This is a genomic window from Streptomyces sp. SAI-127, from assembly GCF_029894425.1.
Taxonomy (GTDB): Bacteria; Actinomycetota; Actinomycetes; order Streptomycetales; family Streptomycetaceae; genus Streptomyces.
Genome location: NZ_JARXYJ010000002.1, coordinates 288,443 through 309,477, shown reverse-complemented (window position 1 = coordinate 309,477; position 21,035 = coordinate 288,443). Strand labels below are relative to the sequence as shown.

Below are 21,035 nucleotides of genomic sequence, written 5' to 3'. Positions count from 1 at the left end.
CCGTAGTTGAAGCCTGCTTGGAGGCCGCTCGCCGCTGATGTCTCCCGGCCCTCCGCGAGGGTGTGGTCCGGGTAGTTCTCGAAGACGAAGAGGGTGTCGAACAGGGCCTGTCCGGGCGGTAGTTCGCTGCTCTCGTTGATCGTCACCAGGGGCGAGTGCTCGTAGGCACGGCCGCGCACCTGCTCGTCCTGCAGACCGGTCAACCAGTCGGTCACCGATCGTTCCCGGTCGACATGGATGCGGACCGGGGTGGTGTTGATCAGCAGTCCGACCATGTCGTCCATGCCGTCGATCTGGCCACCCCTGCCGGACGAGGTCACTCCGAAAACCACGTCGTCGGAGCCGGCGTACACGGACAGCACCAGCGCCCAGGCGCCCTGCACCACGGTGTTGACCGTGAGCCGGTGACGACGGGCGAACTCCGCCAGACCGTTCGCCGCGGACGCGGACGGAACGGAGACCTCATGGTCGTCGCGTCCGCGATCGCCGGTGGCTCGTTCGACACCCAGCGTTGTGGTCTCGGTGATGCCCGCCAGGCGCTCGCGCCAGTACTCCCGAGCCTCGTCCAGGTCCTGTCCGGCCACCCACGCGGCGAAGTTCCGGAAGGGTGCCCGTGCGGCGAGGCGCGGTTCGGCACCCGCGCGGAAGGCGTTGTAGGCCTCCAACATCTCGCCCAGGACGATGGGCATACTCCACCCGTCGAGGAGGAGGTGGTGGTAGCTCCAGACCAGTTGGTGCCGGTCGTCGGCCAGCCGGATCAGCGTCAGCCGCACCAGCGTGGGGGCCGCGAAGTCCGCGCCCTTCTGCCAGTCCTCGGCGAGGTGCTCCTCGAGGGCCCGTTCCTGGGCATCCGCCCGCAGGTCGGAGAAGTCCAGGACGGTCAGGGGAAGCGGAACGGATCGCGAGACCACGGCCAGCGGCTCCGGGACGCCGTCCCACACGACCGTGCTGCGCAGCACCTCGTGCCGCGAGAAGACCAGCCCGCAAGCCCGCTTCAGCGCGTCGAGGTCGAGGTCGCCCTCCAGCAGCAGTCCGTTCTGCACCCAGTACATGCCGGGGTCGTCGGACAGCCGGGTGTGGAAGAGCATGCCCTGCTGCAGGGCGGTCAGCGGATAGATGTCCTCCACCGCGCTCGGCAGGTGTCGCTCGATGTGGTCGAGGGCGATCTGATCGAGGGTGGCCAAAGGGAAGTCGGACGGGGTGTGCCCGCCGACCTCGGGACGGCAGCAGTACGCGATCAGGTCGGTCAGGACCTCGATGTAGCGCTGCGCCAGCCGCCGTACCGTCTCCTCCTGGTGCACCTCACCGCCGTACGCCCACGTCATCTCCAGAACGCCGTCTGCGACACGGCAGTTGACATCGATGAGGTGAGTGCGGTCGCCCTCGATCGACCAGGGGCGGCCCAGTGATCCGCGCCCGGGGCGGAAGCGCCGTGTGCCCGCGGCCGCCTCCCCGTCGGAGCCGGGGCCGCCGGACTGACCGAGGTAGTTGAAGCTGACCTCCGCCCCCGGGCCGGGCGCGGGCGTCCAGTCAGTCAGGTACCGCAGCAGGCCGTAGCCGAGGCCCTTGCGCGGAACCGCCCGCAGGTACTCCTTGGTGCGCCGCAGCAGATCGCCCAGGTCACCATCACCGGGGCCCGACAGGACCACCGGATACACACTCGTGAACCAGCCGACCGTGCGTGACACGTCGACATCGGCGCCCACGTCCTCACGGCCGTGACCCTCGACGTCCACGACCACCGAGGGCGTCCCGCACCACTCGGTGAGCACCGCCCCCAGCGCACTGAGCAGCACATCGTTGATCTGCGTCCGAAACGCCTGCGGCACCTCACGCAGCAACCGCTCCGTGTGTTCCGTGCCCAGGGTGGTCACGATGTCCTGGGCGGCAGCCACGCTGTTGGGTCCGGTGGTGTCGCGGGGCAGGCCTATTGCCTGTGCTTCGGTCTCGTGCCAGTACTCCGCCTCCGCCGCGATCTCCGGTGTTCCGGCCAACTCCTCCAGGCGCTGGGCCCACCGCACGAAGGACGTCGTCTTCGGCGGCAGGACCGTCGGCGTGCCTTCCGCCGCCTGCTCGTACGCCGAGGTCAGGTCCTCCAGGAGCACCGGCCACGACACCGCGTCGACCACCAGGTGGTGCGCCACCACCAGGACCAGCCGGCCCGCCTCGCCGCAGTCGAACAGCGCCACCCGGATCAGCGGGCCACGGTTCAGGTCCAGGCTCGCCTGGACCTGGGTGGCCAGCGACTCCAAGGACTCGGCGTCGGTGTCGATCACCGACACCACGTCGGCCGGTTCCTCGGCCACGACACGGCCGATCCAGGTTCCGTCCCGGCGCTCGAACCGCGACCGCAGGACGTCGTGCTGTTCAAGCACCGCGCGTGCCGCGCTTCGCAGCACTTCGGCGTCCACCTCGCCGGCGACCTCCCACACGGCCGACTGGTTGAAGTGCCGGGCCTTCGGCAACTCTCGTTCCAGGAACCACCGCTGGATCGGAGTGAGTGGGTACTCGCCGGCCACGATCCCCTGGTCGGCGTCGGCGCCGCTCTCCCGGGTCGCCACGGATGCCAGGCCGGCCACCGTCTGGTGGTCGAACAACTGCGCCGCTGTGACGTGGACGTCGTGCTCGCGGACGCGGGCGACGACGCGGATGCTGCTGATGGAGTCGCCACCGAGGTCGAAGAAGTTGTCGTCGACGCCGACGCGGTCGACACCGAGCACCTCCGCCCACGCCTCGGCGATGACGCGTTCGACGTCGGTGCGGGGCGCGACGTAGGTGTGAGCGGAGTCGGCACGGGCCGCGTCCGGTGCGGGGAGGGCCGCGCGGTCGATCTTGCCGCTGCGGGTCATCGGCATCCCGGCCATCTCGGTGAAGACCGCCGGGACCATGAACTTGGGCAGGTGGTCGGCGACATGGGCGCGCAGCTCGCCCACGGGTGGCATGCCTTCGGCCATGTCGGCGGGGACCAGGTAGGCGACGAGTTTGCGGTCCGTTCCGCTGCCGTGCGCGGTGACGACCGCCGTCCTGACGCCCGGGTGGCCGGCGAGGACGGTTTCGATCTCGCCGGGTTCGATGCGGAAGCCGCGCACCTTGACCTGGTTGTCGGCGCGGCCCACGAACTCCAGTTGCCCGTCGGGCAGTCGGCGGGCCCGGTCGCCGGAGCGGTACATGCGCGAGCCGTCGGCGGCGAACGGGTCGGCGACGAAGCGCTCCGCGGTCAGCGCGCCGCGGCCGCCGTAGCCACGGGTCACTCCGGCACCGGCGATGTAGAGCTCGCCGGCCACACCGATCGGGGCGGGGTTGAGGCACGCGTCGAGGATGTGGACGCGTTCGTTGAACAGGGCGGTCCCGATCGGCGGGGTGCCGTCGGCCACGACGTCGCCGGCGGTGCTGGCGATGGTGGTCTCGGTGGGGCCGTAGACGTTGAGCAGCCGCAGGCGTTCGCGCCAGACGGCGGTGAGCCGTGCCTCGACCCGTTCGCCGCCCACCAACACCGTCGCGAGGTCGGGGAGTTCGTCGGGTGGCAGTACCTCCAGCAGTGAGGGGGTCATGAACGACAGGGTCACCGCGGTGCGCCGCATCAGAGTGGCGAGCCGTTCCGGCGGGGTGCGGTCCTGGCGTTCGGCGACGACCAGGGTCGCACCGGCGGGCAGCGCCATCACCACCTCCCACACGGAGGCGTCGAAGCTGAAGGAGGCGAAGGCGAGGACCCGGTCGCCGGGGCCGGCGTGCAGCAGTGGCCGCATCGCCTCGGCGAGGGTCGTCACGCCCCGGTGGGGCACATGGACGCCCTTGGGGCGGCCGGTGGAGCCGGAGGTGTAGATGACGTAGGCGAGCTGGTCGGGCAGGACGGTCACCTGCGGTGCCATGTCGGGGAGCGTGGCGAGGTCGGCCAGGGTGTCCGGGTCGTCCAGCCACAGCACGGCCTCGGGTGCCGCCTGTGCGGCGAGGCCGGCGGCCACGGCCTCGTGCCCGACCAGCACCGAGGCTCCGCTGTCGGTCATCATGAACTGGAGGCGTTCGAGCGGGTAGGCCGGGTCCAGGGGCAGGTATCCGGCGCCGGCCTGCCAGGCGGCCAGCGCGGCGACGGCCATGTCCGCGTCGCGGTCCAGGCACAGCGCCACGACCGATTCGTGGCCGACTCCCAGGGTCCGCAACCGATGGGCGAGGCGGTTCGCCCGCCGCATCAATGCGCGGTAGGTGAGGGACCGCCCGCCGGTCACGACGGCCACCGCGTCGGGGGTCGCGGCCGCCTGGGCGGCTATGAGTTCGTGCAGGCCGCCGGTGGCGGGCAGGTCGACGGCGGTGTCGTTCCACTCGTGCACGAGCAGGTCGCGCTCGGCCGGCGGCAGCAGCCGGAGCTCGCCGACGGGCTGGTCCGCGTCGGCGGCGACGGCGTCGAGGAGGGCCGTGAGGTGCCCGGTCATCCGCTCGGCCGTCGTCGCGTCGAACAGCGCGGTGCTGAACTGCAGTTCACCGGTGAGGGTGCCGTCGGCGTCCGCCAGGGTGAGGACCAGGTCGGCCTTGACCGGGATGCGCTCCGGGTCCGCCGGCGCGGTGTCCGGCTCCTGGAGTGCCGGCGCGCTGTCGCCGGGCTCGCCGGGCACGTAGCTGAACATGACGTCGTAGAGGGGGGTGCGGGAGCGGTCCCGCTCCGGGACCAGGGCGTCGACGAGGCGGTCGAACGGCAGGTCCTGGTGCCCGTAGGCGTCCAGCGCCGTCTGCCGTACCCGGCCGAGGAGTTCGGCGAAGGACGGGTCACCTGACAGGTCGGTGCGCAGCACGAGCGTGTTGACGAAGAAGCCGATCAGGTCCTCGGCCTCGGCGAGGGACCGGTTGGCGACGGGGGTGCCGACGGCGACGTCGTCGGTGTCGCCGTAGCGGGCCAGCAGGACGTCGAAGGCGGCCAGGAGAGTCATGAACATGGTGGTGCCGTGGTCGCGGGACAGCGTCCGCAGGGCCCGCGTGGTGCGGTGGTCCACGGTGAAACGGGTGACCGCGCCCTCCGTCGAGCGTACGGGAGGACGGGGCCGGTCGGTGGGCAGTTCCAGCACCGGGGCCCTGTCCAACTGGGCGGTCCAGTAGTCGAGGTGGCGGTCGAGGACGTCACCGGTCAGCCACTGGCGCTGCCAGACCGCGACGTCGGCGTACTGCACGGACAGCGGGGGCAGCGGGTCGGGCCCGCCCCTGCGGAACGCCTCGTACAGGGCGGACAGGTCGCGGCGCAGGATCCGGTCCGACCACTCGTCGAAGACGACGTGGTGCAGGGCCAGGGCGAGCACGTGGTCGTCCGGTGCGAGGCGGACGAGGGTGGCGCGGACCAACGGGCCGTGGGCCAGGTCGAAGGGCGTGAGGCCGTCCTTGCCCACCGTGCGGTCGGCCTCGCCGCGCGGGTCGATGCTGCCTGAGACGTCCACCACCGGAAGGGGCACGGGGGCGGGCGGGTCGACGACCTGGTGTGCCACCCCGTCGGTGCCGGCGACCAGACGGGTGCGCAGCACCTCGTGGCGTGCGACGACCGCGTCGAGGGCCGCGCCGAGTGCGTGGAGGTCGAGGTCGCCGGTGAGGTGCACACGGGCGGACATGTTGTACTCGGGCGAGCCGGGCTCCAGTTGGTCCAGGAACCACAGGCGCTGCTGCCCGAAGGACAGGGGCAGGTCCTCGTCGCGGTCGACGGGCCGGACCGCGGGCGCGGCGGACAGACCGGAGCCGTCGATCACCGCGGCCAGACCGCGCACGGTCGGTCGGTCGAACAGGGCGGAGAGCGGGACCTCCACGGAGAAGATCTCCCTGACGCGGGAGGCGACCTGGATGGCCAGCAGGGAGTGGCCGCCCAGGGCGAAGAAGCCGTCCTGCGCGCCGACCCGGTCCACGCCGAGGACCTGCGCCCAGATACCGGCGAGCAGTTCCTCGGTCTCGGTGGCGGGGGCGACGAACGCGCTTGCCCGCCCGGCCCGGATCCCCTCCGGCTCGGGCAGGGCGCCGCGGTCGGTCTTGCCGCTCGGCGTCAGCGGCAGGGAGGCCAGTTCCACGAACAGCGACGGGACCATGTACTCCGGGAGCCGCTCGCCCGCGAAGGCACGCAGGTCCGCGGCGGACGGGATGCCCTCGGCGGGGTCGGCCGGCACGAGGTGGGCGACCAGGCGCCGTTCGGTGCCGTCACCGAACGCCGAGACGACCGCTGTACGAACCCCCGGGTGGGCGGCGAGCGCGGTCTCGGCCTCTGCCGGTTCGATGCGGTGGCCGCGGACCTTCAGCTGGTCGTCCGCGCGGCCGAGGAACTCCAGCCGCCCGTCCTGGAGCCATCGGACCCGGTCGCCCGACCGGTACAGCCGGGAGCCGTCCCGTGCGAAGGGGTCGGCCACGAACCGCTCGGCGCTCAGCGCCGGCCGTCCGCCGTAGCCGCGCGCGACCTGCGGGCCGCCGATGAACAGCTCACCGGCGACGCCCACCGGCACCGGCCGCAGGGACGCGTCCAGCACGTGGACCCGGGTGTTGGCGATCGGGCCGCCGATGGGCGGAGTGCCGTCCGGTCCGGTGCCGTCGGTGTCGGCGACGGTCGCGCACACCGTCGTCTCGGTCGGCCCGTACGCGTTGAACAGCCGGTGGTGTTCCCGCCAGGCGGCGGCGAGCCGCCCGTCCAGGCGTTCACCGGCCGTCACGAGGGTGCGGATGCCCGCCAGGTCGCCCGGGCGCAGAGCGTCCAGGAGGGATGGCGGCACGGTCGCCACGCTCACCGCGGTCCGGGCGACCAGCGCCGACAGCCGCTCGGGGTCGACGCGCTCCGGTGTGCGGGCCACGACCAGGGTCGCGCCCGCCGCCAGCGCCATGACCAGTTCCCACACCGAGGCGTCGAAGCTGAACGGCGCGAAGGCGAGCACGGTGTCGTCGGGGCCGGTCCCCAGGGCCGCCCGCTGCGCCGTGGCCAGGCTGACGAGCCCGCGGTGGGACAGGTGGGCGCCCTTGGGACGGCCGGTGGAGCCGGAGGTGTAGATGACGTAGGCGAGCTGGTCGGGCAGGACGGTCACCTGCGGTGCGGTGTCGGGGAGCGTGGCGAGCTCGACCCGGGTGTCCACATCGTCCAGCCACAGCACGGCCTCGGGTGCCGCCTGCGCGGCGAGGCCGGCGGCCACCGTCTCGTGCCCGACCAGCACCGAGGCTCCGCTGTCCGTGAGCATGAACCGCAGCCGCTCGGCCGGGTAGTCCGGGTCCAGCGGCAGGTAGGCCGCCCCCGCCTGCCATACCGCCAGTACGGCCACCGCGAGATCGGCGCCGCGCTCCAGGCACAGGGCGACCACGGACTCGGCGCCCACGCCCATCGCCCGCAGCCGGTGCGCCAGTCGGGCCGCACGCCGCGCCAGGCCGTCGTACGTGAGGGACGCCTCCCCCGCTACGACGGCGACGGCGTCCGGGGTCGACACGGCCCGCCCGGCGACCAGTTCGTGCGCACCGGCGACGTCGGGCAGCGGCGCGGCGGTGTCGTTCCACTCATGCACGAGCAGGTCACGCTCGGCCGCCGTCAGCACCGGCAGGTCGCCGACCGTGCCGTCCACGTCGGTGGCGATCGCCTCGAGGACGGTGCCGAGGTGGCCCGCCATGCGGGAGATGGTCCCTTCGTCGAAGTGGGCACGGTCGTAGGACAGCCGCACGACCAGTTCACGCGCGGAGGAGGCGATCACGCCCAGGGGGTAGTTGGACTGGTCGCGTCCGTAGTTGGCGCCCGCCCGCAGCGCATCGTCCTCGGCGTACCGCGCCTGCCCGCCACCCTCGACCAGGGCCTGGTCGGGGTAGTTCTCGAAGGCGAAGACCGTGGTGAACAGCGTCTCACCAGGCGGCAGTTGACTCGCCTCGCTGATCGTCACCAGCGGCGTGTGCTCGTACTGCCGGGCACGCACCTGCTCGTCCTGCAGTCCGGCCAGCCACTCGGCCACCGGCATGCCCCGGTCGACGCGGACGCGGACCGGGGTGGTGTTGATCAGCAGCCCGACCATGTCGTCCATGCCGTCGACCTGGCCGCCCCTGCCGGAGGACGTCGCACCGAACACCACGTCGTCGGAGCCCGCGTACAGCGCCATGACGAGCGACCACGCGCCCTGCACCACGGTGTTGAGCGTCATCCGGTGACGGCGCGCGAATTCCGCCAGGCGGGACTCGGCGACCGGCGCCGACAGCGGAACCCGGTACTCGTCACGCCCTTGGAGGCCGGTGGCGCGCTCCACGCCGAGCGCGGTCGCCTCGGTGACGCCGGCCAGCCGCTCGCGCCAGTACTCCCGGGCCTGCTCCCCGTCCTGCCCGTTCACCCACGCCACGAAGTCCCGGAACGGCGCGCGCGCCGGAAGCCGCGGCCGGTGTCCCGCGCGCAGGGCGCGGTAGGCGTCCAGCACCTCGGACAACACGATGGGCACACTCCACCCGTCGAGCAGCAGGTGGTGGTGGCTCCACACCATCTGGTGCCGGTCGTCGGCCAACCGGATCACCGCGATCCGCACCAGCGTGGGCCCCGAGAAGTCCGCTCCCCGCTCCCAGTCGGTCTCCAGATGCTCGGCGACGGCGTGCCTCTGGGCCTCCTCGTCCAGATGCGAGAGATCCACCAGGCTCAACGGCAGCGGGACGGACGGCGAGACCACGGCCAGCGGCTCGGGCAGCCCCTCCCACACGACCTTCGTACGCAGCACCTCGTGCCGCGAGAACACCAGCTCCCAGGCTTCCCTCAGCGCGCCGAGGTCCAGCTCTCCCTCGAGGAGGAGCCCGTTCTGCGCCCAGTACATGCCGGGTTCGGTGGCCAGGTGGGTGTGGAAGAGCATGCCCTGCTGCACGGCGGTCAGTGGGTGAACGTCCTCGAGCGCAGTCGACAGCTGCTCCTCGATACGGGCCAGGGTGGCCTGGTCGAGACGGGCCAGCGGGAAGTCCGACGGCGTGTGGCCGCCGACATCCGGACGGCAGCAGTACGCGATCAGGTCGGTCAGCACCTCGATGTAGCGCTGTGCCAGCCGCCGTACTGTCTCCTCCTCGTGCACGTTCCGGCTGTACGTCCACTCCAGCGCGAGGCGGCCGTCGACGATCTGCCCGTTGACCTCGACGAGGTGGGTGCGGGTGCCGTCGGTCGACCGGGACTCGCCGAGCGACCGGCCCGACGGACGGAAGTCGCGAGGGTGATCCGATCCAGCCGGTTCGGTGCGCGGACCGGACTGGCCAAGGTAGTTGAAGCTGACCTCCGCCCCCGGGCCGGGCGCAGGGGTCCAGTCGGTCAGGTACCGCAGCAGGCCGTAGCCGAGGCCCTTGCGCGGAACCGCCCGCAGGTACTCCTTGGTGCGCCGCAGCAGATCGCCCAGGTCACCGTCACCGGGGCCCGACAGGACCACCGGATGCACACTCGTGAACCAGCCGACGGTGCGTGACACGTCGACGTCGGAGCCCACGTCCTCACGGCCGTGACCCTCGACATCCACGACCACCGAGGGCGTCCCGCACCACTCGGTGAGCACCGCCCCCAGCGCACTGAGCAGCACATCGTTGATCTGCGTCCGAAACGCCTGCGGCACCTCACGCAACAACCGCTCCGTCAGTTCGGAGCTCAGCGTCGCGCGCACGTTGCGCACAGAGGCGTTCCGGTTCGGCCCGTCGTGGTCACGCGGCAGGGCGGTACCGGCTGCCTCGGTGCGCCGCCAGTACGCGGCCTCCTCGGCCAGCTCCGGGGTGGCGGCGAGCTCTGCCAGCCGCTCCGCCCAGCGCATGAAGGACGTCGTCTTCGCCGCCAAGACGAGCGTGTTCCCACCGGCCGCCTGCTCGTACGCCGATGTCAGGTCCTCCAGCAGCACCGGCCAGGAAACCGCGTCCACGACCAGGTGATGAACCACGAGAAGCAGCAGACCGCCCTGCTCACCACGCTCGAAGAGCGCCGCACGCAGCAACGGCCCTTCACCCAGATCGAGACTCGCCTGCACCTGCGTGGCCCGGGCCTCGAGGAACGCCTCGTCCCACCCGACCGCATCGATCACCGTCAGCAGATCCGCGGGCTCGGCCGCCACCACACGCCCGACCCAACGGCCCCCCTCGCGCACGAAACGGGACCGCAGAACGTCATGCTGCTCGACCACGGCCCGCAGCGCCGTCCGGAGCGCCTCCGGATCGATCTCCTCGGAGACGTCGAGGACCATCGACTGGTTGAAGTGCCAGGGCTCTGACTGCGCACCGTCCAGGAACGCCCTTTGCACCGGCGTGAGCGGGAAGTCGCCCACGATCAGGCCCTGTTCGGCATCGGTGGGATTCTCGGCGGCTGCGACGGCCGCCAGCGCGGCCACTGTCTGGTGGTCGAAGAGCTGGGCCACGGTGACGTGCACCCCGAGTTCGCGGGCACGGGCCACGACACGGATGCTGATGATGGAATCGCCGCCGACGTCGAAGAAGTTGTCCTCGACACCGACCCGCTCCAGCCCCAGCACCTGAGCCCACACCTCGGCCAGGACCCGCTCCGTGTCCGTACGCGGAGCCACATACGCGCCCGCCGATGCCGCACGCTCACCGTCAGGGGCGGGGAGGGCGGTTCGGTCGAGCTTGCCGTTGGGGGTCAGGGGCAGGGCTGCCAGCTCGGTGAAGACGGACGGGATCATGAAGGCGGGCAGGTGAGCGCCTGCGTACGTGCGAATTTCCGCAACCGACGGAATGCCCTCCGCCACGTCCTCGGGAACGAGGTAGGCCACCAGCCGACGGTCCTCTTCGGGGCCGAACGGGACCACGACGGCCGATCGCACGCGCGGATGGTCCGCCAGTACGGCTTCGATCTCGCCCGGTTCGATCCGGAACCCGCGGACCTTGACCTGCTGGTCGGCCCGGCCCACAAAGTCCAGCCGGCCATCGGGAAGCCAGCGGGCCCGGTCGCCCGAACGGTACATACGAGAGCCGTCGGCTGCGAACAGGTCGGGCAGGAAACGCTCACCAGTCAGGCCGGGGCGGCCGGCATAGCCGCGGGCCACCTGCGGCCCGGCGATGAACACCTCGCCCACCACACCCACCGGAACCGGCTCCAGCCGGTCGTCGAGCACATACAGACGCGCGTTGGCGACCGGAGAGCCGATCGGCGGCACACCCTCCGACCCGTCGACCGCACCTGCGGTGACCATCACCGTCGCCTCGGTGGGGCCGTAGGTGTTCACCAGACGACGACCCGGAGCCCACGCCCGCGCCACCTGCTCCGTCAGCCGCTCCGCCCCCAGCAACAGCGTCTCAATCCCGGGCACCTGCCGCGGGTCCAGCACGCCCAGCAGCGACGGCACGACACTGGCCGCACCAATACCCTCCGCGCAGATCATGGACGTCAGCACCTCGGGCTCCGCCCGCTCCCCCGCGCTCGCCACCACCAGCGTGCCGCCGTGAGCGAGCGTCACCGCGATGTCCAGCACCGCCGCGTCGAAGCTGAAGGAGGCGAACTGCAGCACGCGGACCCCGGGGTCCACACCGAGCTCGGGGCCCAGCGCGGTCACCATGCCGACCACGCTGCCGTGAGACACCTGCACACCCTTGGGGCGGCCCGTCGACCCCGACGTATAGATCACATACGCCAACTGGCCCGGCGTTACGGCATTGTCGGGAGCCGCCGACGGCAGATCCTCCGAAAGCACCAGATCACCTTCACGGAGAACCACCTGCGCCCCGCTGTCGGCAATCATGAACTCCAGCCGCTCCACCGGATACTCAGGATCCAACGGCAGATACGTGCCGCCCGCCAGCCACACCCCCAACACCGCGACGACCATGTCGACACCGCGAGGCAGGCACAGCCCCACCACCGACTCCGCACCAACACCCCGAGCACGCAACTCATGGGCGAGCCGGTTGGCCTTCCCCACCAGTCGGCCGTACGTCAGCGCCTGACCGCCGGACACGACCGCCACCGCGTCCGGGCACACCACGGACCACGCGGCGATCAGCTCGTGCACTCCGCCCACCGACGGCAGAGCGGCAGGGGCACCGTTCCAACCGCGCACCAACTGCTCACGCTCGTCGGCGGAGAGCACGGGCAGCTCACCCACCGGGCGCTGCCCGGAATCCTCCGTCACCGCCTCCAGCACGGTGACGAGGTGCCTTCCCAGCCTCTCCACCGTCCCGGCGTCGTACCGTGACCGGTCGTACGAAAGCTTGATCATGAGGTGTCGGCCGGAGCCGGCGGTAACGCTGAGCGGGTAACTCGCCTGCTGCCGTACGTGGTTGAGTCCGGTCGCCAGGCCGTTCGCGGCGGACAGCTCCCTGCCCTGCGTCAGGGCCTCGTCCGGGTAGTTCTCGAAGACGAAGAGGGTGTCGAACAGGGACTGTCCGGACGGGACCTCACTCCAGGCGGTGATCGTCGCGAGCGGTGTGTGCTCGTATCGCCGGGCCCGGACCTGCTCGTCCTGTAGTCCGGTCAGCCAGTCGGCCACCGGTTGATCACGGTCGACGCGGATCCGTACGGGCGTGGTGTTGAGCAGCAGTCCGACCATGTCGTCCATGCCGTCGATCTGACCGCCACGGCCGGACGACGTCGCGCCGAAGACCACGTCGTCGGAGCCCGCGTGCAGCGCCAGAACCAGGGCCCAGGCGCCCTGTACCACGGTGTTCAGGGTGAGACGGTGGCGACGGGCGAACTCCGCCAGACCGGCCCCCGCCACCGAAGCAGGCAATTCCAGGTGGACGTCCTCCTGGCCCTGTTCGCCCGTGTTCCGTTCCGCTCCGGGTGACGTGGGCTCGGTGAAACCTGCCAGCCGTTCGCTCCAGTACGCCCGGGCCTCGTCGAGATCCTGTGCAGCCACCCAATCCACGAAGTCCCGGAACGGAGCGCGGGCCGGCAGGTGCGGTCGTTCGCCCGCGCGGAAGGCGTTGTAGGCCTCCAACATCTCGCCCAGGACGATGGGCACACTCCACCCGTCGAGGAGGAGGTGGTGGTAGCTCCAGACCAGTTGGTGCCGGTCGTCGGCCAGCCGGATCAGCGTCAGCCGCACCAGCGTGGGGGCCGCGAAGTCCGCGCCCTTCTGCCAGTCCTCGGCGAGGTGCTCCTCGAGGGCCCGTTCCTGGGCATCAGCCCGCAGGCCGGAGAAGTCCAGGACGGTCAGGGGAAGCGGAACGGATCGCGAGACCACGGCCAGCGGCTCGGGGACGCCGTCCCACACGACCGTGCTGCGCAGCACCTCGTGCCGCGAGATGACGAGTTCCCAGGCCCGCTTCAGCGCGTCGAGGTCGAGGGCACCGTCGAGGACGAGTCCGTTCTGCACCCAGTACATGCCGGGGTCGTCGGACAGGTGGGAGTGGAAGAGCATGCCCTGCTGCAACGCCGTCAACGGGTAGATGTCGTCGATCACCGTCGTTACGTGCCGCGTGACGACGTCCACGGCGGCCTGGTCGAGGTGGGCCAGAGGGAAGTCCGACGGGGTGTGGCCGCCGACCTCGGGGCGGCAGCAGTACGCGATCAGGTCGGTCAGCACCTCGATGTAGCGCTGTGCCAGTCGCCGTACCGTGGCCTCCTCGTGCACCTCGCCGCCGTACGTCCACACCATGTCCAGGCGGCCGTCGGCGACCTGGCAGTTGACCTCGATGAGGTGGGGGCGTTCCCCTCGGGACGACTGTGCCGCACCGAGCGAGCGGCCGGAGGGACGGAAGCACCGGGTGTCTCCGGCCGCCTCCCCGTCGGAGCCGGGGCCGCCGGACTGGCCGAGGTAGTTGAAGCTGACCTCCGCCCCCGGGCCGGGCGCAGGGGTCCAGTCGGTCAGGTACCGCAGCAGGCCGTAGCCGAGGCCCTTGCGCGGCACCGCCCGCAGATACTCCTTGGTGCGCCGCAGCAGATCGCCCAGGTCACCATCACCGGGGCCCGACAGGACCACCGGATGCACACTCGTGAACCAGCCGACGGTGCGTGACACGTCGACGTCGGACCCCACGTCCTCACGACCGTGGCCCTCCACGTCCACGACCACCGAGGGCGTCCCGCACCACTCGGTGAGCACCGCCCCCAGCGCACTGAGCAGCACATCGTTGATCTGCGTCCGAAACGCCTGCGGCACCTCACGCAACAACCGCTCTGTCCACTCCTCTCCAAGGGCCACGCTCACCCGCCGCGCAAGGTCGACCGCGTTCGGCCCGCCCAGCTCACGCGGCACGGCGGTGGCAGCTGCTTCCGTCTCCCCCCAGTACGCGGCCTCCTCCGCAAGCTCCGGGGTGGCGGCGAGCTCTGCCAGCCGCTGGGCCCACCGCACGAAGGACGTCGTCTTCACCGGCAGGACGACCGTGTCCCCACCGGCCGCCTGCTCGTACGCCGACGTCAGGTCCTCCAGCAGCACCGGCCAGGAAACCGCGTCCACGACCAGGTGATGGACAGCGAGGAGCAGCAGACCGCCCTGTCCACCACGCTCGAAGAGCACCGCACGCAACAACGGCCCTTCACCCAGATCGAGACTCGCCTGCACCTGCGTGGCCCGGGCCTCGAGGAACGCCTCTTCCAACCCGACCGCATCGATCACCGTCAGCAGATCCGCGGGCTCTGCCGCCACCACACGCCCGGCCCACCGGCCCCCCTCGCGCACGAAACGGGACCGCAGAACGTCATGCTGCTCGACCACGGCCCGCAGCGCCGTCCGGAGCGCCTCCGGGTCCGGTTCGCCGGCGACCTCCAGGACCGTCGACTGATTGAAGTGTGACGCCTCGGGCAGGTTCCGCTCCAGGAACCATCGCTGGATGGGCGTCAGCGGGAACTCACCGACCACAAGGCCCTGTTCCGCATCGGCACCGCTCTGTCCGGCCGCCACCGACGCGAGGCCCGCCACCGTCTGGTGATCGAAAAGCTGGGCCACGGTGACATGAACGCCCAGCTCCCGGGCGCGGGCCACGACGCGGATGCTGCTGATCGAGTCCCCGCCCAGCTCGAAGAAGTTGTCGTCGACGCCGATCCGTTGCACTCCGAGGACCTGCGCCCACACCCCGGCCAGGACCCGCTCGGCCTCCGTGCGCGGCGCCACGTACCTCTCTGTCGACACCGCGCGCCCGCCGTCGGGCTCCGGCAACGCGGCCCGGTCCACCTTGCCGTTCACCGTGAGCGGCAAACCGGCCACTTCCATGAACACCGCCGGCACCATGTGGTCGGGTAGGTGCTCGGTGGCGTAGGCGCGCAGGTCCGCGACCGGCGGGATGCCCTCGGCCGGGTCCTCCGCCACCACATACGCCACCAGCCGACGCTCGGCATCCTCACCGAACACCGACACCACCACCGCCCGCACCCCCGGACAGGCCCCCAGCACCGACTCGATCTCACCCAGCTCGATACGGAAACCACGCACCTTCACCTGCTGATCGGCACGCCCCACGAACTCCAGCCCACCATCCGCCAGCCGACGCACCCGGTCCCCCGACCGATACATCCGCCCACCAGCTCCAGCAAACGGATCAGCCACAAACCGCTCACCCGTCAACGCCCCACGACGCCCATACCCCCGCGCCACCCCCACACCACCGATGAACAACTCCCCCACCACACCCACCGGCACAGGACACAACCGCTCATCCAGCACATACAACCGCACATTGTCCAACGGCCACCCGATCGGCGGCACACCCCCCACACCACCCCCCACCACGGCCATGCTCGCGCACACCGTCGCCTCCGTCGGCCCATACGCATTCACCAACCGAAACCGCTCACCCCACACCCCAGCCAACCCACCACCCAACCGCTCCCCCGCCACCACCAACGTCCGCAACCCCACCAAAGCCGCCGGCTCCCACACCGACAACAACGACGGCGGCACCGTCGCCACCCGCACCCCCCGCTCCCGCACCACCCCCGCCAACAACCCCGGCTCCACCCGCTCCCGGGCAGACGCCACCACCAACACCCCACCCGCAGCCAACGTCACCGCCAGCTCCGACACCGCCGCATCAAAACCAAACGGCGCAAACTGCAACACCCCATCCCCCACACCCACACCAAAAACCCGGCCCTGCCCCACCGCCAGATTCACCACACCACCATGCCCAACCAACACACCCTTCGGCCGCCCCGTCGAACCCGACGTATAAATCACATACGCCAACTGATCCCCACACACGGTGACTTGGGGGGCGGTGGAGGGTCGGCTGTCCAGGGCGCGCCGGACGTCGGGGTCGTCGAGCCATACGGCGGTGTCGACCGTCAGATCACCGGCCACGGACCGCTCTCCGACGAGGACGGAGGCGCCGCTGTCGGTGAGCATGAACCGCAGCCGGTCGGCCGGGTACTCGGGGTCGAGAGGCAGATACGCGCCACCGGCCTGCCACACCGCCAGCACCGCGACCACCATGTCGACACCACGCGGCAGGCACAGACCGACGATCGACTCGGGGCCGACGCCGAGTGCGCGCAGGTGGTGGGCCAGTTGGTTGGCCCGTGCCATCAACTGCCCATAGGTCAGCGAGTCCTCACCGCACACGACGGCCGTCGCCTCCGGAGACTCGGCCGCCCGGGCAGCGATCAACTCGTGCACCCCACCCACCTCGGGCAACGTCCGGACCGTGTCGTTCCAGGCGTGCAGCGCGTCCTCGCGTTCGACGGCGGTCAGGACCGGCAGGTCGCCGATGTGCTGGTCCGCGTCCGTGGCGACGGCGTCCAGCAGGACGGCCAGGTGGCCCGCCATCCGCTCGATCGTCTCGGGGTCGAACAGGGCGGTGCTGTACTGGAGTTCTCCCGCGAGGGTGCCGTCGGTCTCCCCGAGGGTGACCACGAGGTCGAACCGGACCGGCAGTGCGGCGGCCTGCTGGTCGGGGCGGTCCGGTCGGTCGGTCTGCTCGGGTGTGTCGGCTGCGCGGGACTGTCCGTTGTCGTAGTCGAAGAGGACCTGGAAGAGGGGGCTGCGGGAGCGGTCGCGCTCGACGGACAGCTCGTCGACCACCTGCTCGAAGGGCAGGTCCTGGTGGGCGTACGCGCCCAGGGTCGTCTCGCGTACGCGTCCCAACAGCTCCCGGAACGACGGGTCGCCGGACAGGTCCGTCCGCATCACCAGGGTGTTGACGAAGAACCCGATCAGGTCCTCGGTCTCGGCGCGGTTGCGGTTGGCCACGGGGGTGCCGAGGACGACGTCGTCCGTTCCGGCGTACCGGCCGAGCAGGACGTTCACGGCGGCGAGCAGGGTCATCGACAGGGTGGTGCCACTTTCGCGGGTCAGGTGGCGCAGCCGTCGCGCCGTCTCCGCGGGTATCCGGAAGTCGACGGCGCCGCCGTCGCTGGAGCGTACGAGCGGGCGGGGGCGGTCCGTGGGCAGCTCCAGCGCGGGCGCCCCCGCCAACTTGGCGCGCCAATAGGCGAGTTGTTCCTCCAGCACCTCCCCTTCCAGCCACTGGCGCTGCCAGAGGGCGAAGTCGGCGTACTGCACCTCCAATGGCGGCAACGGGTCGGGCTCGCCGGCGCGGAACGCGTTGTACAGGGTGGAGATCTCGTCCCGCAGAATGCGGCCGGACCAGTCGTCGGACACGACGTGGTGGAGCGAGAGCGTCAGCAGATGGTCGTCGGCGGCAACCTTGACGAGGGTGCCACGGATCAGCGGTCCTGCCGACAGGTCGAACGGCAGACGCGCGTCCGCTTCGAGGACCGCCCGGGCGGCTGCCCGCGGGTCCGGTTCGGCGGACACGTCGACCAGGGGCAAGGAGAAGGGCGCCGGCTCGTCGATCACCTGGTGCGCGACGCCGTCCGGGCCGGCCACCAGCCTGGTGCGCAGCACCTCGTGCCGGGCCACCACCGCGGTCAGGGCCTTGTGCAGGGCCGGGAGGTCCAGGTCGCCGGGCCAGCGCAGGGAGGTGGACAGGTTGTACTCGGTGGAACCCGGCTCCAACTGGTCGAGGAACCACAGGCGCTGCTGGGCGAACGACAGCGGCAGCGCCTGGCCCCGGTCGACGGCGGCGACCGGCGGAACGAGCGTGTCGGTGGCCGAGCCGTCCACCGCGGAGGCGAGTTCCCGGACGGTCGGCCGGTCGAACAGCGCGGACAGGGGGATCTCGGCCCCGAACACCTCGCGTATCCGGGAGATCACCTGGGTGGCGAGCAGCGAGTGTCCGCCCAGGTCGAAGAAGTTGTCCTCGGCGCCCACCCGTTCCATGCCGAGGACCTGCGCCCACACCTCGGTGAGGACCCGCTCGGTCTCCGTGCGCGGTGTCACCAGTCCGGTCACGTCCCGGCGCACGCTGTCGGGCGCGGGGAGGGCGGTGCGGTCGAGCTTGCCGTTCGCCGTGAGGGGGAACTCGGTCAGTTCGACGACGACCGACGGCATCATGTACTCGGGCAGCCGCGCGGTGACGTACGGGCGCAGCTCGGCCGCCGCCGGAGTGCCCTCGTCCCGGTCCGCCGGTACGAGGTAGGCCACCAGGCGGCGTTCGCTGCCTGCGCCGTCGGCCGCGACCACCGCGGACCGGACGCGCGGGTGGGCGGCGAGAACAGCCTCGACCTCGCCGGCTTCGATACGGAAGCCGCGTACCTTGAGCTGCTGGTCGGTGCGGCCGAGGAACTCCACGCGTCCGTCGGGCAGTCGGCGCACGCGGTCGCCGGTACGGTACATCCGCGACCCGTCCGGGCTGAACGGGTCGGGCAGGAACCGTTCGGCGGTCAGGGCCGGACGGCCGCGGTAGCCGCGTGCGACCTGTACGCCGGAGACGAACAACTCGCCCGGTACGCCCACGGGCACGGGCCGCAGGGCTGTGTCCAGGACGTGGACCCGGGTGTTGGCCAGGGGCCTGCCCAGCGGCACCACTCCCGCCTCGAGGACCTGGGCCGTCAGTGGCTCGGTGAGCACGCCGATGGTGGACTCGGTCGGACCGTAGTGGTTGACGACGGCGCGGTCCCCGGCGGTCTCGACGAGCGTGGCCAGCCAGTCCGGTGAGGCGCCTTCCCCGCCGAGCATGACTCCTCGGCCGGGCAGTACCCGGTCCAGGCCGGCGTCGGCGGCCAGCGCCGCGAGATGCGAGGGCACGACCTTGATCCAGTCGACGGCCCAGGTGGCGAGGTAGGCCGCGACCGCGCGTCCGTCGACCGCCGCGGCGGCGTCCAGGACGTGCAGGGTCCCGCCGGACACCAGGCAGCCGAAGACGACGGTGTTGCCGAGGTCGGTGACCACGGGCTGGAGCAGGCCGAACCGGCCTCCGCCGGTCCACCCGGCACGCTCCACGACCGAGGCGACATAGTTCACGACGCCCGCGTGAGTGACCTGCACACCCTTCGGCCGCCCCGTCGATCCGGAGGTGTAGATGACGTACGCCAACTGGTCCGGGAGCACGGTGGACCCGGGTGACTCGGCAGGCATGGCGGCCATTTCGACCCGTACGGCCGGGTCGTCCAGCACGATGGTCCGCAGCCGCCCGACGGGCAGTTCGTCGACGAGGTCCTCGGTGCCCACGAGCACCGAGGCGCCGCTGTCGGCGAGCATGAACCCCAGGCGCTCGACGGGGTATTCGGGGTCCAGCGGCAGATAGGCGCCGCCGGCCTGCCACACGGCAAGGAGGGCAACGACGGTGTCGGCGCCGCGAGGCAGGCAGACGGCGACCACCGACTCGGTGCCCACGCCTATCCCGCGCAGGTAGTGCGCGAGCCGGTTGACCCTGGCCATGAGGCCGCCGTAGGTGAGGGCATCGGCGCCCGCGACGACCGCCACGGTGTCCGGGGCGTCCACCGCTCGCGCGGCGATCATCTCGTGCAACCCACTCACCGACGGCACGGGCGCGTCGGTATCGTTCCAGTCCCGCGCCACCTGGCGCTGCTCGTCGGGGGTGAGGACCGGCAGCCGGGACAGCGGCTCCTCGGCGTCCCGGGCCACGGCGCTCAGCAGGGTGACGAGGTGGCCCGACATCCGTTCGATCGTCGCGGCGTCGAAGAGCGCGGTGCTGTACTCGAACTCTGCGGCCAGTCCACGGCTGCTGTCGCTGAGCACCAGTCGCAGGTCGAACTTGGCGACGACGCCGCCGTCGACCGCGTCGGCGGCGGTGAGGTCGCCGCCACCGTCCGGGGTCTCCGCGAAGTCGTAGTTGAGCAGGGCCTGGAACAGCGGCGTGCGCGACCGGTCCCGCTCGGCCACCAACGCGTCCACCACCTGCTCGAACGGCACATCCTGATGCGCATACGCACCCAGCGCCGTCTCCCGCACCCTCCCCAACACCTCACGGAACGACGGATCCCCCGACAGATCCGCCCGCATCACCAACGTGTTCACGAAGAACCCGATCAGATCCTCCGTCTCGGCACGGTTCCGGTTCGCCACCGGCGTGCCCACCACCACGTCCTCCGACCCCGCATACCGACCCAACAACACCGCATACGCCGCCAGCAGCGTCATGAACATCGACACACCACACTCACGCGACAACCCCCGCAGGGCTTCCGCGATGTCGTCGGGTACGGCGAACTTCAGGGACGCGCCGGCCGAGGAGCGGACCGGGGGGCGCGGACGGTCGATGGGCAGTTCGGTGTCGGGGGTGCCGGACAGACGCTCCCGCCAGTACGACAGCTGCCGCTCCAGCACGTCACCGTCCAGCCACTGCCGCTGCCACACCGCGAAGTCCGCGTACTGCACCTCCAGCGCCGGCAGCGGATCGGACTCCCCCGCACGGAACGCCTCGTACAGCGCCATCAACTCACGGTGGAAGACCTGGTCCGACCACTCGTCGAACACCACGTGGTGCAGGGCCACCACGAGAACGTGCTCCGCCTCGGCGGCTCGCAGCAGGGTGCCGCGAATGAGCGGCCCGGACGCGAGGTCGAAGGGCACTCCGGCGTCCGCTGCGGCCAGGGTGCGCAGTGCCGCGTCGGAGCCGTCTCCGGAGACGTCCACCACCGTCAACGGGAACTCCGCCGGCGGGTCGATCACCTGGCACGCCACACCGTCCGCGCCGGCCACCAGGCGGGTGCGCAGGACCTCGTGGCGGGCCACGACGCCGCCCAGGGCGGCCTGGAGCGCGGCGACGTCCAGGGCGCCGTCCCACCGCACCCGCATCGACAGGTTGTACTCGGTGGAGCCGGGCTCCAGTTGGTCCAGGAACCACAGCCGCTGCTGCGCGAAGGACAA

At 71.3% G+C, this 21,035-nt stretch carries 1 protein-coding gene (cut by a window edge); it reads right to left on the bottom strand.

Annotated features, from left to right (window positions below; genetic code table 11):
- Positions 1-21,035, bottom strand: the 5' portion of a protein-coding gene (locus M2157_RS46810; protein ID WP_280868522.1) for a non-ribosomal peptide synthase/polyketide synthase. It extends 11,563 nt beyond the left edge of the window; 21,035 of the gene's 32,598 nt are visible here — the first part of the coding sequence; the start codon lies at positions 21,033-21,035; the stop codon falls past the left edge of the window.